The 17,879-nt window shown below is 35.2% G+C and carries 15 protein-coding genes and 1 pseudogene; 8 read left to right on the top strand and 8 right to left on the bottom strand.

The window, feature by feature from the left end; translation table 11 throughout:
• Positions 1–120 precede the first annotated feature (120 nt).
• Positions 121–1,041 (bottom strand): aldo/keto reductase, encoded by a 921-nt coding sequence (locus ABF682_RS09655; protein ID WP_415619671.1) that lies wholly within the window; start codon positions 1,039–1,041, stop codon positions 121–123.
• Between the two features lie 104 nt (positions 1,042–1,145).
• The gene (locus ABF682_RS09650) at positions 1,146–2,021 is read right to left on the bottom strand and encodes a diacylglycerol/lipid kinase family protein (protein ID WP_415619670.1); all 876 of its coding nucleotides are present in this window, start codon (positions 2,019–2,021) and stop codon (positions 1,146–1,148) included.
• 357 nt (positions 2,022–2,378) lie between these two features.
• On the opposite strand from ABF682_RS09650, the gene ABF682_RS09645 reads away from it, so the two are divergent.
• Positions 2,379–4,370 carry an ATP-binding cassette domain-containing protein gene (locus ABF682_RS09645; protein WP_289981512.1) on the top strand — a complete coding sequence of 664 codons (1,992 nt, stop codon included), beginning with the start codon at positions 2,379–2,381 and terminating at the stop codon, positions 4,368–4,370.
• A 126-nt stretch (positions 4,371–4,496) separates the two neighbouring features.
• On the opposite strand, the gene ABF682_RS09640 is transcribed toward ABF682_RS09645, so the two are convergent.
• From ABF682_RS09640 to ABF682_RS09630, 3 genes are all read right to left on the bottom strand, one after another.
• Positions 4,497–5,432 (bottom strand): NADP-dependent oxidoreductase, encoded by a 936-nt coding sequence (locus tag ABF682_RS09640; RefSeq protein ID WP_289981510.1) that lies wholly within the window; start codon positions 5,430–5,432, stop codon positions 4,497–4,499.
• A 248-nt stretch (positions 5,433–5,680) separates the two neighbouring features.
• Complete coding sequence (locus tag ABF682_RS09635) at positions 5,681–6,478, bottom strand: MerR family transcriptional regulator (protein ID WP_289981531.1); 798 nt, start codon at positions 6,476–6,478, stop codon at positions 5,681–5,683.
• Between the two features lie 26 nt (positions 6,479–6,504).
• Positions 6,505–7,683: a trans-sulfuration enzyme family protein gene (locus tag ABF682_RS09630; RefSeq protein ID WP_415619669.1), complete on the bottom strand. Its 1,179-nt coding sequence runs from the start codon at positions 7,681–7,683 to the stop codon at positions 6,505–6,507.
• A gap of 320 nt (positions 7,684–8,003) precedes the next feature.
• Here ABF682_RS09630 and ABF682_RS09625 point away from each other — a divergent pair, with 320 nt between their 5' ends.
• The 7 genes from ABF682_RS09625 to ABF682_RS09595 all read left to right on the top strand — a co-directional run bounded on the left by ABF682_RS09625 (position 8,004) and on the right by ABF682_RS09595 (position 14,130).
• Entirely contained in the window at positions 8,004–8,822 is an 819-nt protein-coding gene (locus ABF682_RS09625; RefSeq protein WP_415619668.1) for a transporter substrate-binding domain-containing protein, read from the top strand.
• A gap of 13 nt (positions 8,823–8,835) precedes the next feature.
• The gene (locus tag ABF682_RS09620; RefSeq protein WP_141052598.1) at positions 8,836–9,492 is read left to right on the top strand and encodes an amino acid ABC transporter permease; all 657 of its coding nucleotides are present in this window, start codon (positions 8,836–8,838) and stop codon (positions 9,490–9,492) included.
• The gene (locus ABF682_RS09615) at positions 9,485–10,210 is read left to right on the top strand and encodes an amino acid ABC transporter ATP-binding protein (protein ID WP_415619667.1); all 726 of its coding nucleotides are present in this window, start codon (positions 9,485–9,487) and stop codon (positions 10,208–10,210) included. Before ABF682_RS09620 ends, ABF682_RS09615 begins: the two co-directional genes overlap by 8 nt.
• A 16-nt stretch (positions 10,211–10,226) precedes the next feature.
• Entirely contained in the window at positions 10,227–11,195 is a 969-nt protein-coding gene (locus ABF682_RS09610) for an NAD(P)-dependent oxidoreductase (protein WP_289981468.1), read from the top strand.
• Positions 11,195–12,364: a pyridoxal phosphate-dependent aminotransferase gene (locus ABF682_RS09605; RefSeq protein ID WP_415619666.1), complete on the top strand. Its 1,170-nt coding sequence runs from the start codon at positions 11,195–11,197 to the stop codon at positions 12,362–12,364. The genes ABF682_RS09610 and ABF682_RS09605 overlap by 1 nt, the downstream gene beginning before the upstream one ends.
• A gap of 15 nt (positions 12,365–12,379) precedes the next feature.
• The gene (locus ABF682_RS09600; protein ID WP_415619665.1) at positions 12,380–13,561 is read left to right on the top strand and encodes an MFS transporter; all 1,182 of its coding nucleotides are present in this window, start codon (positions 12,380–12,382) and stop codon (positions 13,559–13,561) included.
• A gap of 167 nt (positions 13,562–13,728) precedes the next feature.
• Positions 13,729–14,130, top strand: a complete 402-nt coding sequence (locus tag ABF682_RS09595) for a Rid family detoxifying hydrolase (protein ID WP_415619664.1) — start codon at positions 13,729–13,731, stop codon at positions 14,128–14,130.
• A 261-nt stretch (positions 14,131–14,391) separates the two neighbouring features.
• On the opposite strand, the gene ABF682_RS09590 is transcribed toward ABF682_RS09595, so the two are convergent.
• From ABF682_RS09590 to ABF682_RS09580, 3 genes and pseudogenes are all read right to left on the bottom strand, one after another.
• Positions 14,392–14,634 carry a GlsB/YeaQ/YmgE family stress response membrane protein gene (locus ABF682_RS09590; protein WP_057869729.1) on the bottom strand — a complete coding sequence of 81 codons (243 nt, stop codon included), beginning with the start codon at positions 14,632–14,634 and terminating at the stop codon, positions 14,392–14,394.
• Between the two features lie 36 nt (positions 14,635–14,670).
• Complete coding sequence (locus ABF682_RS09585) at positions 14,671–14,877, bottom strand: CsbD family protein (protein WP_415619663.1); 207 nt, start codon at positions 14,875–14,877, stop codon at positions 14,671–14,673.
• Between the two features lie 210 nt (positions 14,878–15,087).
• Positions 15,088–17,829 (bottom strand): annotated as a pseudogene (locus ABF682_RS09580) (HAD-IC family P-type ATPase).
• Positions 17,830–17,879: the final 50 nt, after the last annotated feature.

Raw genomic sequence — 17,879 nt, 5'->3', positions numbered from 1 at the left:
TTCTGATATTAACTGATTTTCACCAATTAATACCAGAACTAATCTTAGATTGTTTGTCACATGTAAAAACATTTTATAAATCAAGTACCTTCTTCTAATTTTATCGCCTTATGTTACACTTTAGAATTCCTTAAAAGCTGTATCAATTTCATCATACTCATCTTTTGTTAATACAAGATTTAATGCCTTGACATTGCTTAGTACTTGTTCAGGTTTGCGAGCACCTGGAATTACAACACTCACATCAGGATTAGCAACATACCACGCTAGTATAGCCTGTGCAGCAGTTGCATCATATTTTGCTGCAATTTCCTTAACACGTGACATATTAGAAATAATCTTCTTGAATTGTTCACTGCTGAATTGTTCAAACTTATCACTATCAACTGCACTATATTTACCTGTTAAGAGTCCTGATGCTAATGGAAAATAAGGTACAAAAGAAATTTGATTCTTTTTCAGATAAGGTAACAAGTCCTTCTCAGCAGTACGATGAACTAAGCTATAATTGTCTTCAACAATATCCACGTCACCATTTTTATTGGCTTCCTTAACTTGTGCAAGAGAGAAATTAGAAACTCCGATTGCTCTAATTTTCCCTTCTTTTTTTAAATCCACCAAAGCTGCTACAGCTTCATCCTTTGGCGTTTCTTCATCTGGAAAATGGATATAGAAAATATCAATATAATCTGTCTGGAGTCTTCTGAGTGCATCTGCTACAGCCTGTTTTAAGAAAGCGGGTGTGTTGTTATTTTTCTTATGCTCTTGTGCAGGATCTTGCGAAGCCTTTGTGGCAATAACCAACTTCGAACGATCATATTCTTTTAACACTTCACCAATAATTTCCTCAGAACGTCCTAACCCATACATATATGCTGTATCAAGCAAAGTAATTCCTGAATCCAACGCTGCTCGTACAACTGCATAGCCATCTCTATCATCTAGACTTTTGAAAAGATTGTGTCCTCCAACCTTATTTGTACCCAATCCTATCTTAGTTGCTATAACGTCACTCTTACCAATCTTAACTTCCTTTGACATTTTGAATCCTCCATTCTTTTCTGTATTCAAGGAGATTATACGACATACTATCCAAAAATTCTCTATTATCTGCTCAAGAAGATTTCAAGATATATCAATCATCCTTAATTCACATAAAGCTGCACTTTTTTTGGCAACCATTTAATTTTAACTGGCAGCTTTGGCCCTTTATCTCCATCTATTCGAGTTTCAAGCATTTCTTCCCCAATATTACGAACAGTGATCTCCTTAATATCAAAGGTAGTCAGAGTAGTTGACCTTCTTAAATTACCTGTCAATGCAAAGTATCCTAGATTCAAGAGCTTATTTATCTTCATATTGTTAAGCATCGTTAAGTGCAGTCCATCTTCAGTTTCTTCTAAATATTTTCTTCCGCCTATATAATTAGAAGTAGTCATTAAACAAACCCATACTTTAACTCTCATTGAAAACGTCTGATTAAATAAAAGTGTCTGATGTGAATGATTCTTACCAATCTGCTTAATTGCATTGTACCCATAGGCTGCAAAACCATATTTTTGCTTTTCTTTCTGTCTTACTTCATTAGAAATATCAGCTAAACTCCCAAAAACCAATGAACTAATAATTGCCTGTCCGTTACACTCACCAATATCAATAGCTTGTTGTCTGCCCCTTAATACAGTTTTAATCGCATCTTCAACATTATCAGATAAATTCCATTTATGCGCAAAATTATTGACTGTTCCAGTGGGAATTATCCCAATCGGAACAATTACCTTACTTCGTAGCAATGCTGTTACCAAAACATTGATTGTTCCATCTCCGCCGATACAGATAATTCGATCAACCTTTGGCGCTTCAATTCCAATTTTTTTCAACGCCTCGTCCTTGGTATTCGTTTTTAACTGATATACTGATAGGCCTCTGTTTTTTAAGATTATCTCAACCTGATCCGCAATTCTTTGTGACTTCCCGGCACCTGATTTTGGATTAAAATAAATCATTGTTTTCCCTTGCATAGACTCACCTCATTTTCTTATGTTTGTAGTTATTCTCTCACTTCTAAAAATAATCACTATAAATACTAAAAATGGAATAATTAAATATTTTTTCCTCCGCATGTCTTTATCCATACACTTTTTATAATTACTCTAGCACAACAATCATTTATCGTGACTTATTTTGCCTTTATAATGTTCTTATCAAAAAAACTTTCAAATAATATTTTTCGTCATTTTCCTGCTTATCTATTGACTAGTTTGCTAATTTTTTCATAAAATAAACTAATACCCATATTTATCGTTCTTTTTTTACTATACTAAGATAAAATGTTTTTACTATATACTATACTGCACTAAAAAAGGGGTCAAAATCAAATGAGTTTACTAAAGCTTTCAAATATCCATAAATCTTATTTTCTCGGCAAAACTGAAAGTAAGGTTCTAAACGGTATTAATCTGGAATTTAATACTGGTGAATTTGTATCAATCCTTGGGGAATCCGGTGGTGGAAAATCCACTTTAATGAACATTATTGGTGGCTTAGATCGAAACTTCGATGGTGAAGTTGCTCTTAATGACGAAGTTCTTGACCATCGCAAAGAAAAACAGTTGGATAACTATCGCAGAGGCACGATTGGTTACATCTATCAATCCTATAATTTGATTACACATCTTACTGTTCTTGAAAATGTCCTTGTTTCACTAGAAATGACTGAATTATCGCACACGGAGAAGATAGAGAGAGCAAAGGACTTACTAAACCAAGTAGGACTTGCAGATCAAATAAAGAAACATCCCAACCAACTATCGGGTGGGCAAAAACAACGTGTTGCAATTGCACGTGCTTTAGCCAGCGACCCTGATATCATCCTAGCAGATGAACCCACTGGAGCCCTAGACTCAGTGAATACACAAGAGGTTCTTGAAATCCTTAATAAGATTGCAAAAGATGGCAAACTTGTAATCGCCGTTACCCATTCTCAAGCTGTCGCGGATCATGGTACAAGAATTATTCGTTTAGTTGATGGGCAAGTAAAAGACGATGAACATCTTAAAGCTCCCTATGAAGTCACAAATAGCTCTACTCGAATTGCTTCACATCCATTGCCTGCAGGTGCAAGTTATGTTTCCGCATTCAGACACTTGATATATAATATCAAACAAAATTCACTAATCATCTTAGGTACTGCAATTGGAATTTTTGCGGTGCTCTTATTTTCAGGATTGGGCAATGGAATCAATTCTTATATAAGTAATCAAATTAATTCTCTGGTTAACCCTAAAACAATTACAGTTATGTCTAATCCCAGCGGAAAAAAATTGAACAATACTCAGGCACAAAGAGAAATTCAACAATTCAGTCAAGATCCAACTAACTTCTTTATCTCACAAGCTCAAATAAATGCCATCAAAAAAACAACAGGTACTTCGTATATCCAGCCCGGTTATCAACTAGGCACATATTCACTAAGCTACAACAATAAGAATGTCTCTTCTTCAGGCATTCAAACTTATACAAAGTCATATACATCGAATTCATTATCTAAGGGCAGCTGGCCCACAGGAAAAGAAATTGTGATTTCAAAGAACCAGGCAATTACTTTATCTGGAAGTTCAAAAAAATATCGGTCAATTATTGGAAAAAACATCAATGTCACTATTAATTGGCTTTCAAATAATAATACTCCTGTTCAGATGAAAACAGAGTTGACTATCTCAGGAATCTCAACTTCATCAAGTAGCGTATCAGGCGAAACAACCGTCCTTTCGTATTCAGAAACTCGGTCACTTTTATCTTCTGCGGGTGCTAGAACGGATCCTAATTTTATAGTTGTTAATTCAAAAAGCATCGACAATGTTGATACTGTGGCAAATCAAATTCGTAAACAAAAGGTTAATGGCAAGTATGCCTTTTCCGTTATAACTGTTGGTGATATTCTCAAGACAGTTAATAATTACGTGAGCCTGGCGTCAACTGTATTATCTGCTATTGCTGGTATTTCATTAGTTGTTTCGGCATTGATGATTATCGTAACAATGTATATGTCAGTTGCAGAGCGAACAAAAGAAATTGGAATCTTACGTGCTCTAGGAGAAAGGCGTAAAGATATCAGAAGATTATTTACTGCTGAATCTCTCTTACTTGGACTTTTCTCGGCACTTCTCGGATTACTGCTGGCATGGGGTTTCAGCATATTGCTGAACAACTTTATTTATGATTTAATCAAATTTAATATTGTTCAAATTAATCTAGCTAATGTTATTTTTGCTATTTTAGCCTCGCTCTTTATCTCAATGGTTGCTGCATTATTGCCTGCGCGAAAAGCTTCAAAATTAAATCCAATTGATGCATTATCTGCAGATTAACTTTCTTGTTTTTAATTTTTAGCAGGCTTAATTTCCCTCTTATCTAGAAACTTAGAAAAAAGCATCCATGGTTGTTGGTCTAATACTAACAATCATGAGATGCTTTTTGTATTCAAATATAAAAAACTATTTCACTTTAATTACTAATTTTCCTCTAGCATGGCCTGACTGGCTCTTTTTATGTGCTGCTCTTAGTCCCGCTGTAGTCAGAGGATATACGCTGTCTATGACCACTTTTACCTCACCCGCGACAATCCAATCCCCCAGTTCCTTCAATTGTTTGCCGTTTGGTTGTAACCACCAGTCTGAAACTTCTTTTGAACTTGCCTTTTGTTCCACACTCGGCTTGCCAGCAATTGTTACCAAGCGTCCATTTTCCTTCAAGATTGCTAGCCCATCATCAATTGCATTAACAGTATCAAAGACAGCATCATAATTGCTTAATACTGTGCCTATCTTGGCCTCATGGTAATCAATAACTTCATCTGCTCCTAGACTTTTTAAGAATTCATGATTCTTTTTACTCGCAGTGGCTGCAACATAAGCACCTAGATGTTTGGCAATCTGAATAGCAAATAAGCCTACACCTCCTGCTCCACCCTGAATGAGCACCTTATCACCTTTTTTTACATGCAGACGATCCACAACGACTTGCAGCGCCGTTAACCCTGCCAAAGGTACTGCTGCAGCCTCTTCAAATGTAATTTCATCTGGTTTAAGTGCTAACTTATCTTCCTTAACAGCTACATATTGCGCATAAGTTCCTCTTTTACCATCAGCATAGATATCCGGTCGTGCAAATACTTTATCACCAATCTTGAAATTAGTAACTTTGGCACCGACCTGTGTGATAACTCCCGCTGTATCCCATCCAAGAATTACTGGAAATTCCCATGAATATGCTTCTTTTAGATAACCTAACCGTGCCTTCCAGTCAATCGGATTAACACTCGTTGCATAATTCTCAACAAGTACCTCATCTTCAGCCAATTCTGGAACTCCCAACTCAATCTCATGTAAGTTATTTATATCGCCATATGCTTTAATTGCAACTGCCTTCATTGATCGACTCACTCCTATAATTTGATGATTCCAATTATACTCTGATTGATAGCATTTACAAAAGATAAGTAAATTTGAAAATGTAAAAAAGCTTATCTCACATTAATGAAATATTATATCAAAAGAAATTCTTTCTCGCTAAAGCAATTTTTAATTCTAAGTAAAACTTACGATTCATTTACCACGAATAAACTAACAAGCGTTAATACCTGTAGTTTATCCACCTTTTCAATCTTCACCATTATTTTTTAAATTTGAATTTCTACCTCATATATGCAGTTATCAAAAGTAGATAAACTATTTTCATATTCACTAGCAATTACAACACCAGAGCAGCTATGAGCCTGAGCAATTTTAATTGCAAATTGGCCATTCCAGTCATCAGTCAATATCTTACCTTGAAAACAAATTGAGTTTCTAGCCGGTAATTTCATAATATCTGGACAATTGCTAGGTATGTTACCGACAACCAATAGCCCCATTTTAAGCGGCGTAATGATATGTTTTTTAAAATCTTGCCAGTCCAGAACTAAAACAAATTGCCGAAGTACATCTAAATTCTTATACTCTTGACTATGACGCAAACGAAAAAGATCAATATGTCGTTGTTCTCGTGTTTTTCCAATACAAGAAACCTGCAGAATGTGACGTGTAGGTCTGTGTACTTTATAGGGAATATAGCTTAAGTCGTTATTATCATCAAAAGAAAAATACTTCTCATATTCAGAAATATCAAATGAAAGCTGTGAAAGTCGGTCAATTTCTTCAGTAACTTTCTTTTTTTGAATAACTAGATATTTTTTTAAATCAGAAATTTGGTTAGGACTAGCATAGATATCATGAATTTCATTCAGAGAAAGTCCAAGGTGTTGAAGATGCTTGATTCTATCAATAATATTGAATTGCTCATATGAATAGTATCGGTAACCACTATTTGGATTGGTATAACGGGGAGTCAATAAACCAATCTTACTGTAATAGCGCAGAGCTTGAACCGATAACCCAAACATTTCAGCAGTTTGTCCAATTGTAAATAGTTCTTCCACCAAACAAAGCACCTCCAATAAAAATGTTAATTATAAACCTCTAATGCATTTTTTAAATCGTTTATCAAATCCGTAGAATTTTCGATGCCAACTGAAATACGAATCATTCCATCCGTAATACCAAGTAAGAGCCGTTTCTCGCGGGGCATATCATAATGTGAGGAGAATGCCGGTACTGAAATTGTAGTTCTAAAACCACCGAGAGTCATTGCATAATGGACAAATGATAAACGATGCATAAATTCATTCATTTTTTCTTCATCATCAGGTAATTCAAAGCTAAGCATGCCACCAAAAGCATGATGTTTAAATTGACCTGCCGCTAGTTCATGCTGTGGATGACTATCTAAACCGACATAGTGTACAGTCTTAACAACAGGAATTGTTTCTAAAAATTTGGCAATTGCTAGAGCATTATCAGATTGTTTTTGAACACGTAATTCCATCGTCCGTATACCACGTTCACATAACCAAGCACTCATTGGATCAGCAGTTGAGCCAAGCAGTTGCTGTAAATAATTAGCTTCCTTAATAAAATCAATCGTGGAAGTAATAGAACCCACACAAACATCACTATGACCATTAGCAAATTTAGTCAGGCTATTAACAACAATATCTGCACCAAGTTGAATTGGTGAAATGATATGTGACGTTGCAAAAGTATTATCAATGATTAATTTAGCACCATTTTCATGAGCAATATTTGCGATTGCCCTAAAGTCTATCGTATTAATCATTGGATTTGAGATTGTCTCCGAATAAATTGCAACTGTTTCATCCTTAAAAGCAGCCTTAACTTCATCAAGATTGTTTATGTCAATAAATGTAACATTTACCCCGAATTTTTTCAACTTTTCCAATAATTCAATGGATTCCCCATACAGAGTACTATCGGCAATAACATGAGCCTGTGTCTTAGTAATTGTTAAAATTGCTGTTGAAATTGCTGCCATCCCAGAAGAACAAACAATAGAATCCTCTCCACCTTCAAGATATGTCATTAAATCTGCTAATGCTTTACGGTTAGGGTTACGTGTTCTTATATATGTGTAACCCTTAACCTTATAGCGCTCTTGTAAGTCTTCTAAATCATCAACATTAAATGCCGTAGTCATATACAATGGCATAGTTTCTGGATCCTTAGCTATTGTATCAATACGCGAACCTTTATATAAAATACCAGTTTCTCTATTTAATTCAGTCATGATTGAACCTCCAATTCTTGATTAAATTATATTTTAATGTCTACCACTAGTGTAGAGTCAATAAATTAAAAAATATCATAAGAAAGCTATATTTACCAAGGCATTGGAACCATATACGCATAAAAAAACAATTATGCAATAGATTCAATGTTATATTTAGTAACATTATATTATGAGAAAATTTAATTTAAGAATTCATGTTTAACAGCGTTTGTTTACGATTTCAACAATTTTCCTAATCAAATTTTTATTTTCTCCCTTGACTCTAGTCTAGAAACATAGTTGAAAATTAAAGTTACTAAGGAAATGGAGGAAACGACATGAAGAAAAAATTTTTATACAGCACTTTAGGCATTGTCGCTTTAGTCGCATTAATTTTTGGAATGGTTAGATTTATTTCCAGTGGCAACACTGATAACTCAAATACTACAAATAAAAAAACAGTACACATTTTGACATATGCTAATTGGAATCCATTTGAATACGTCAAAAAAGGCAAAATAGTTGGATTTGATATTGATCTTATTAAATTATTATCCAAGAAAGCAGGATATAACTACACAATAAAAAATGTCAGTTGGGACTCAATGTTTACACAACTCCAAAATAAATCAGCAGATTTAGGTATTGCTGGAATCACAGTTACTTCTGATAGAGAGAAAACATATGATTTTTCAAACACATACTTTGTTTCTCGACAAAGTATTGTTACAAAAACAAGCAGTAATATCAATAGTGCCTCGGATCTTAAAGGAAAGAAAGTTTCGGTTCAAACAGGCTCAACTGGTCAGGAAGCGGCAGAGAAAATTTTCGGTAAGAATAGTTCCAATATTTTAAAATCTTCCAGTGGTGTTACTGATCAAATGGTAATGCATAATCAAGTAGTTGCAGCTATTGGCGATGATACAAGTAACAAAAAATTTGTTCAAGCTAATCCAAACAGTGGTTTGAAAGTTGTGCAAGATGATAATGAATTTTCTCCTGAATACTTTGGCATTATGTTCCCTAAGGGATCTAAGTATAGAAATATATATAATAAAGCCCTTAAAAAAGCAATCAAAGATGGAAGCTACACAAAAATTTACAAGAAATGGTTTGGTATTAAACCAGATGTTAGTGCTCTAAAGAATACTGATTAGGAGAGTGTAGAAAATGTTTGATTTTAATTTAGTAATAAATTATCTACCGTATTTTCTAAAAGGCATTGGATATACAATTGGTTTCTCACTTTTTGGAATCATTTTCGGAACAATTTTGGGATTTCTTATTTGTTTAGGAAAAATGTCGAAAATGTCTTGGCTATCGTTACCATTTAAAGCTTATGTAGGGTTATTTCGGGGAACACCTTTATTGGTGCAAATCTTAGTAATAAATTTTGGTGTTGTCCCATTAATATTAGGACAGTCAAATAGTATCATTGCTGGAATATTAGCATTATCCCTGAATTCTAGTGCTTATATTGCCGAGATTTTCCGTTCAGGAATTCAGTCTATTTCTGAAGGGCAAGGTGAGGCTGCTGCAACTTTAGGATTGACTAATACACAAACAATGCTAAAAATTATTTTGCCTCAAGCTATCAAGGTAATCTTACCACCACTGGGAAATGAGTTTATCAGTTTGATTAAGGATTCTTCCCTTGCATCAGTGATTTCTGCACCTGAAGTTACCTACTGGGCCCAAGCCATGAACGCTCAGTACTATCGCGTCTGGGAACCCTATTTAACTTCTGCTCTAATCTACCTAATTCTGACGCTCTCAATCAGTGGAATATTACATATCTTTGAAAGGAGAATGGCTGTTAATGATTGAAATTGAACATTTAAAAAAATGCTTTGGGGAAAACATTGTTCTGAAAGATATTAATTTTAAGGTAGCTACTAATGAAGTAGTCGTTTTAATTGGTCCATCTGGCTCAGGCAAATCAACACTACTTCGTTGTATTGCAAAATTAGAGACTACTAATGAAGGTAAAATCATGGTTGATAATGTGAAAGTAACTGATCCGACATACGAAATTCATAAAATGAAGGGTAAAATTGGCATGGTATTTCAGCATTTCAACTTATTCCCCAACTTGACAATTCTCAATAATATTACACTTTCACCAATCAACGTGAGAAAAGTTACGCGGGCCGCTGCAGAAAAAGAAGCACATGAATTATTAAAAATGATTGGACTTGCTAACAAAGCCGATGCATATCCATCATCATTATCTGGTGGTCAAAAACAGCGAGTTGCAATTGCTCGTTCAATGGCAATGCATCCAGATATTATGCTATTTGATGAACCCACTTCCGCTCTTGATCCAGAAATGGTTGGTGAAGTTTTGAGTATCATGAAAATGTTAGCTCGACAAAAGATGACAATGATTATTGTAACTCATGAAATGGGTTTTGCCCGTCAAGTCAGTGATCGTGTAATGTTTATGGATGGCGGCAAAATTGTTGAACAAGGACGCCCTGAACAGATTTTTGATCATCCACAGCATCTACGGACACAAAACTTTTTATCGAAAATTTTAGTGTAGAAATGAGGCTAAGTGAATGGAAAAAATTGTGTATATTGTCGGTTCGTTCACACAGGTTGGTCTGGAATACTTAAAAGATCATGCTATCAAAACAATAGTTGGTCCAAAAAAAATTCCTGATGAAATTCTTAAGACTGTCGGTGATCAAATAACTGCTCTAGTTTATCCAGATTCAAACTTCTCCTTAGAATTACTACAACAATTACCAAATTTAAAAATTATTCTTCGTTGTGGTGTTGGTGTTGATAATTTACCCCTTAAAGAATTAACTAAGCGTGGTATTCAGGTCACCAATACAAAGGGAATTAATTCAGATGCAGTTGCTGAGATGACTGTAGGGTTAATGATCATGCTTAGTCGAAAAATTTTAATTGCCAATGCGGCATCTAAGATAGGTGTCAAAAAACTATATACTGACGAATTTACTGGAACTGAATTACGTGGAAAAACAATCGGTTTAGTCGGTTATGGACATATTGCCCAAAAAGTTGAATACCTACTAGCTGCTTTTGGAGCCGATATTTTGATTGCTAATCATACTCCCAAGGAAGTCAAATATGGTTGCCAAGTTGATTTAGAAACGTTGATTGAAAATTCAGATATTATCTCGTTACACATACCACATACTAAAGAAACAGAGAACCTAATTAGTGCTCAAAAAATTACCAAAATGAGTTCAAATACTATCCTTATCAATACATCACGAGGAGCGATTCTAGATGAAAAAGCACTTTATCAAGCTCTGGTTGAAAAAAAGCTGGGTGGTGCGGCACTGGATACCGTAAAAAATGAACCAATGAATCCTAATAATCCGTTGTTACAACTTGATAATGTTATTATAACCCCACATATTGGCTCACAAACATATGACACGATTGAAAAAACCGATCTCATGGTGGCAAAGGAATTCGTCCACTTTTTGGATACTAAACAAGCTATACATCCAGTTAATTTACTAGCAGAAAACGGAGGGAAATACCTTTAATGAAATCAATTAATAAGTTTGTAAAAGTTGCTAAGCAGTCAGGTATTCGCCATATTTCAGATTTTACAGATGACTTAACAGACATTATTCAACTGACTGTTGGCGAAATCGATCTCCCAACACCAGAAAACACAAAACAGGCTGGTATTCAAGCAATCAAGAATAACTACACAAAATATACATCCAATCGTGGTACAGAAGCTCTGCGGAAAGCAATTGCTACTTTTGCTGATACCCACTATGGTATGAAGTTTGATTGGCGCAAAGAAATAATCGTGACTGTCGGCGCAAGTGAAGGAATTGATTTAGCATTGCGAACGTTATGTAATGTTGGTGATGAGGTTGTGATTGCTGCTCCAGCTTATCCAGCCTACGTATCATCAACAATAATTGCTGGGGCAAAACCTGTTTTTGTTGATACTACTAAGACAAATTTCAAGATGACTGCAGATGCACTGGAAGCAGTTATCACACCACAAACCAAAGTGGTAATCTTAAATTATCCTAATAATCCGACAGGAACAATTTTAAATCAAACAGAACTATTAGCACTTGCCAAAATTATTATTAAACATGACCTTTATGTAATTACTGATGACGTTTATGATTTAATAGTCTACAATTCTTCCGGGCAAGCACAATCAATTGTAACCTTACCAAATATGCGTGAACGAACCATTGTTTTAAATGGTGTGTCTAAATCACATAGTATGACTGGCTGGCGAATTGGTTATGTCTTAGCCTCAATGGAGATCATCGACCAGATGTTTAAAGTCCATCAAACTAATGTAGGAACTGCCACCAGTATTTCACAAATTGCAGCAATTGCAGCACTAGAGCAGGATGCAGATAACCCTCAAAAATTAGTCAAAATATTTAAAGAGCGCAAAGAGATAGTAACCACAGCACTAGATGAAATGGGACTCACATACGTTGATCCCCAAGGAGCATTTTACATTTTTGTAAATATTAATAATTTAAAAATTTCATCGTGGAAATTTTCAATTAAGCTAATTCAAGACTATAAGTTAGCAGTAGTCCCCGGAAGTGCTTTTTCAGCTGACGGATATGTCCGTATTTCATATGCTGCTGACAAAAAAGTATTAACTGAAGCAATGAAACGACTAAAAAAAGCAGTAAACGATTTAAAAACGATTGCTAATAGTTGATGGTGCAGAATATTTATGGATATAGAAACGAGAAATAAAAATTTTCGCTTTGCATGGTTAGGAACGTTCATGGCTGGAATGGCCTTTAGCGAAGCAATCCCTTTTTTATCATTATATATTGCACAACTTGGAAATTTTACGGAAGCTCAAGTTGGATTATATACCGGTTTATCCTATGCCGCTTCTTATATTGTGGTGATAGTTGTTTCTCCATTTTGGGGGAAAATCGCGGATAAATATGGTCGTAAGCCAATGTTAATCCGTACTTCCTTTGGTATGGCAATAGTCATTTCTTTGATTGGCTGTGCAACATCTGTTTGGCAAATTATCATATTGCGAATGTTCCAAGGCTTTTTTGATGGTTATTCGCCAAGTGCAATTGCGTTAATATCAGCAGAAACACCTCAGAAGCAAAAAACAAAGATAGTAGCAACATTATCTACAGGGTATATCCTTGGTGGACTTTTAGGACCAATTTTCGGTGGACTTTTAGGTACAATTTTCAGTTACCGCATAATATTTCTACTTACAGGTTTCATATTACTATGTGTTGGAATTATTAGCCTACTAGGAATTAAAGAAGATTTTATTAAACAAGTAAAACAAAAACATCAGAAAAAAGAATCTTTGCTCTCAATTATGACTTTTAATATTATCCTATTACTAAGTGTTACAATGTTGCTTCAGTTAATTGAAAGTTTGATTACCCCCTTTATTAGCCTAGTAGTAAGCAAAATGATTAGCGACCAAAGCTATCTAAGCCTAGCTGCTGGTATCATATCGGCGCTTCCAGGATTAGCAACCGCCTTATCTGCAACACCATTAAGCAATTTAAGTACACGTCATGGTGAAATAAATATAATGTTGATTGCCGATGCAATTTTATTAACACTTTATCTATTCTTAGGATTAACAAATAGCTTGTTGATTTTTGGTATTTTACGATTATTGGGTGGCTTTTGTAGCGGTGCTTTATTTCCAATGACACAAGTATTACTATCTAAATCAACTGATAAAATCAGCACAATTTTTAGTCTAGGATTATCAGCTCAATCAATAGGTAGCCTGTTTGGTTCAGTTATGGGTAGTATTATCATACAATTTGTACCACTAAAAAATTTATTTTTAATTGCAGCTGTAGTATTACTAATTAATTTAATAATATTGTATTCATATAATAAAAAAAATGCCTCATAAAATAAAAATTAATATGCTTTAAATTTGCAGTAAATATTCACAAGTTTTTTTACTTTTTCGAGTCTTAATCTTTCAACTACAAACCAGTTGATAGTATTTCGTGCAGTACACAGTCTGTTACCAAACTCATAGTTTGCCGGGTATAATTTTTTAAAGGAGGATTTTCTATGAAAAAAGAAATAATATCTACACAAAATGCCCCTGCGGCAGTAGGGCCGTACTCTCAAGCCGTCAAGTTAGGAAATTTTTTGTTCTGCTCGGGTCAAGTAGGTATTGATCCCCAAAATGAAAAATTAGTTAGTGGAGGAATAATTGCGGAAACTAAACAAATTTTTAAAAATATAGAGTCTATATTACTAGCATCTGGCTTTATTACAGAGGAAATAGCTAAAGTCAACATTTACATGACCGATATTAAGGCATTTCAAAGCATTAATGAAATATATTCCTTATTTTTCAAAAACATTGATAAATTACCAGTACGTTCTACCATAGAAATTAGTGCTTTACCATTAGGAGCTTCAATTGAAATTGAAATTACAGCAATTAAATGTGATAACAAAGATTAGATATGTCCGCACATGCCTTAAAGAGTGAACTAAAAATAGCCACATACTTTTATAATGTAGAAACTCGACGTAATAAAATGCCGAGTTTTTTGCATTTTTTATTCATGCCTATGTACCACCATAATTATATGTTAATCAAGAATTAGACAATATATGCTTCAAACTTTTACTGCTTTTTAATAATACAAAAAACCTCAATGAAACAAAATGTCTCACCAAGGTTACTATTATTTTTATCCTTTTAAAACAAAAGGATCCTTTTTAATGTCTAAATAATATAAATGAAACTAACCATACGAGTATTACAGCACCAATGATTGACGGTATAATCGCCATTCCAGCTAGCTGTGGTCCCCAAGAACCAAGTACAGCCTCACCAATTGATGACCCCACTAATCCTGCAACAATATTACTAATCCATCCCATCGATTTGCCTTTACTAGTAATTGCACCTGCGATTGCACCTATAATCGCACCCACAATCAAGACCCATAACCAATGCATAGCCTCTCCCCCTTAATACAACAATATTTTCTAAAATTACTTATTAATCTTCGACTTTAAATCTTCAGCAGCATCTTTAACTGTGTCCTTAGCATCGCCAAATTTTTCTTTGGCCTTGCCCAAGAGACCTTCTGCCTTTCCTTGTGCTTCGCGAGCCTTGTCACCAGTCGCTTTTCCTTCAACTTCTTTAGCCTTACCAGTAACTTTATCCTTTGTTCCTTCAACTTTGTCATTCAAACTCATAAGTTTAGCCCCCTTCAAAGATTTACTCTGTAATTAAGCTACACGGAACACTTAACCCTACTTAGATTCTAACAAAGGTTAATATTGTAATCAATTTTTTTGCTTTCACAAAATTAAAACAAATATCTTTTTAATTTCTCTCCAACAAAAAAATCTCCATCACTCAAAATATGACTTTGTACAACCATCCTAAGATTGTCGAAAGGTTCATTAAATTTTTGATTTGCTTGCTTTTTTTGAATACACGAGTCTTGCAATTTTCAATAATTCCGTGACTATCAGTACAATTAATCCCGTTACGCTTGGGATTACCCAGCCATAAAAGAAATTAATTGATCCAGTGTGGAATATTTCCTGCATAAATGGTAAGTAAATAATTCCCATCTGGAGCAACAACAATATACCTATAATATAAAAGGCGATTTTATTTTGGAAGAAATATTTCGAAAAAACAAGATGATTATTTCGGATATTGAACAAGTAGAATATCTTACCAAAGATAATAATATTCAATGTCATAGTACTCCCCATCACATGTGACATTCCCAGAGCAGTCATGCCATTGTACATAATCATACCTAAACTCGCTATCAGAATCGAGACATAGGCAATTTCGACAATATCAAACTTCGTCAAAATCCCACGGCTGATGTCCCTAGGTCCCCTAGTCATGATTCCATTTTCTGCGGGTTCGAAGATAAAAGCAAATTGAATTGTCAATGCTGAAACCATGTTAATCCACAGTAATTGTGTCGGATATAGCGGCATCGTCTGATCTAACAGGATACTGAAAACAACAATTAAGCCTTCCGCGAAACTCGTAGGCAGTAAGAAACGAATTGTCTTACGAATATTGTCAAAAACTAATCGTCCTTCTTTGACAGCAGAAAGAACAGTTGTAAAGTTATCATCAGCCAATACCATATCGGCTGAACCTTTGGCCACATCCGTGCCTTTAATCCCCATTGCAACACCTATATCAGCTTGTTTAAGTGCAGGCGCATCATTTACGCCATCCCCTGTCATTGAAACAACGTGCTTCCTTTGCTGCTGTGCCTTCACAATTTTTAACTTATCACTTGGAGTTGTTCGCGCAAATACCGTATACTTATCGATTTTGTCAATCAATTCCTGGTCAGACATCTTATCCAGTTCTGGCCCCGTGACGGCTTTTAAATTCTCACCCATATCAAGCTGATTTGCAATAGCCAACGCAGTATTAGGATCATCGCCAGTAATCATCTTAACTTTAACGCCAGCATATCTGAGTTGCCTGATAGCAGCTTTGACTTCTTCTCTTGGAGGATCAATTATTCCAACTATCCCAACAAATTCAAACTGCTCCCCTATTTTTGCCGGATTGACAAGTTCTTCAGTCTCGTTAACTTTCTGTAGTCCCAGTCCAACCACACGTTTTCCTTGTTTAGAAAGTTTTACGACTTTATCTAGCCATTGTTGTTCTCCTGCAAACTCAGGATTAAACTTCTTGATTTTATTTAATAAAGTCTGTGGAGCTCCTTTGACCATTAAATAACGCTGACGTTCATCTTGTACAAGTCTTGCAGAATACCTAAATTCCGAATCAAAAGGAAGTGAATCAATCTCAGTTACATCTGGTTCTTTCCCAGTGATCTTATGATAGAGTCCCGTTAATGCCCCATCTGTCGGTTCACCTGTCAGCACCCAAGCACCATCTTCCAAATGAAATGAGGCATCAGTCGTCTGTCCAGCAATCTTAATAAGCTTACGCAACTTATCATCATTTTCCCAAGTTGCAACTCTATTATTAGTGTCAAGAATTTGACCAGAAGCATCATAACCAACACCAGACACCGTATATTCACCATTGAGAGTCACTATGTCAGTTACAGTCATTTCATTCTTAGTAAGTGTTCCTGTCTTATCAGTATTGACAATATCAACAGCCCCAAGGGTTTCTACAGCCGGTAAAGTCTTAACAATTGCATTTTTACCAGTTAGTTTTCTAGTACCCATGGCCAATACTACTGAAACACTCGCTGGCATCCCCTCTGGCATTGAACCCACAACCAAGGTAATAATCGCAACTGTCAAGGTAGGCAGACTATAGATTTCAAGATGCATTCCTAAGAAAAAGAGTAATACCGCAATTGCCAAAATAGCTAGTGATAATGTAATTCCCAACCTATTCAAGTTTTTCATCAGTGGTGTTGCTTTACTTTTGACTTTAATTACATCAGACTGAATCTTACCAATTTGTGACTGCATCCCTGTTGCCACTACAATTCCTGTACCAGAGCCACTTGTTACTGCTGTAGCGGCAAATGCCATATTTGCTCTTTCGGCCAATGGGACATTTTCTTTGGCAATTACCTCTTCAATTTTATCAACAGAATTAGTTTCACCCGTTAGTGTCGACTCTTGTATCTTCAAGTTATCAGCCGTTAACAAACGCATATCAGCTGGAACAGAATCTCCTGCCTCAAGACTAACAATGTCTCCAATCACAATTTCTTTAGCTTCCATCAGCTTACGTTGCCCATCGCGAATAACAAAACTCTCAGCTACCAGCAATTCTTGAATCTTGTTCAAAGCATTGTCAGCAGAAACCTCTTGAAAAAAGCCTACAAAAGCATTCGCGATGATTACAGAACCGATAACAATCGAATCTGGATAGTGTCACATTAGCAGTGTAACAATTGCAGTTATTGCCAAAATATAGACAATACTGTTATTAAATTGCTTGAAAAAAAGAAGCCAGTTAGATTTTTTCTTAACTTCAAGTTCATTTTTTCCGAATTTTTTCAATCTTTGTTCTGCCGCTTCAGTGCTTAATCCAGTAATTGCATCCGTCTGATACCTGTTCTCTAACTGTGCAGAACTTTTCTGCCAATTTTGCTTCTGACTGGGGGCGCCATCGTCTCCTGTGTCCTCATCTTGTTCAATTAAATGTGTTTGTTGATCATCTTGCATTAATAAAATCATCCTTTTCTATTCGTATTTTATCGATCTGGTATATGAAG

Source organism: Liquorilactobacillus sp. (assembly GCF_047719775.1).
Lineage (GTDB): Bacteria > Bacillota > Bacilli > Lactobacillales > Lactobacillaceae > Liquorilactobacillus.
Note: the sequence above shows the minus strand (reverse complement) of the source record. Positions and strands in the feature narration are given on the sequence as shown.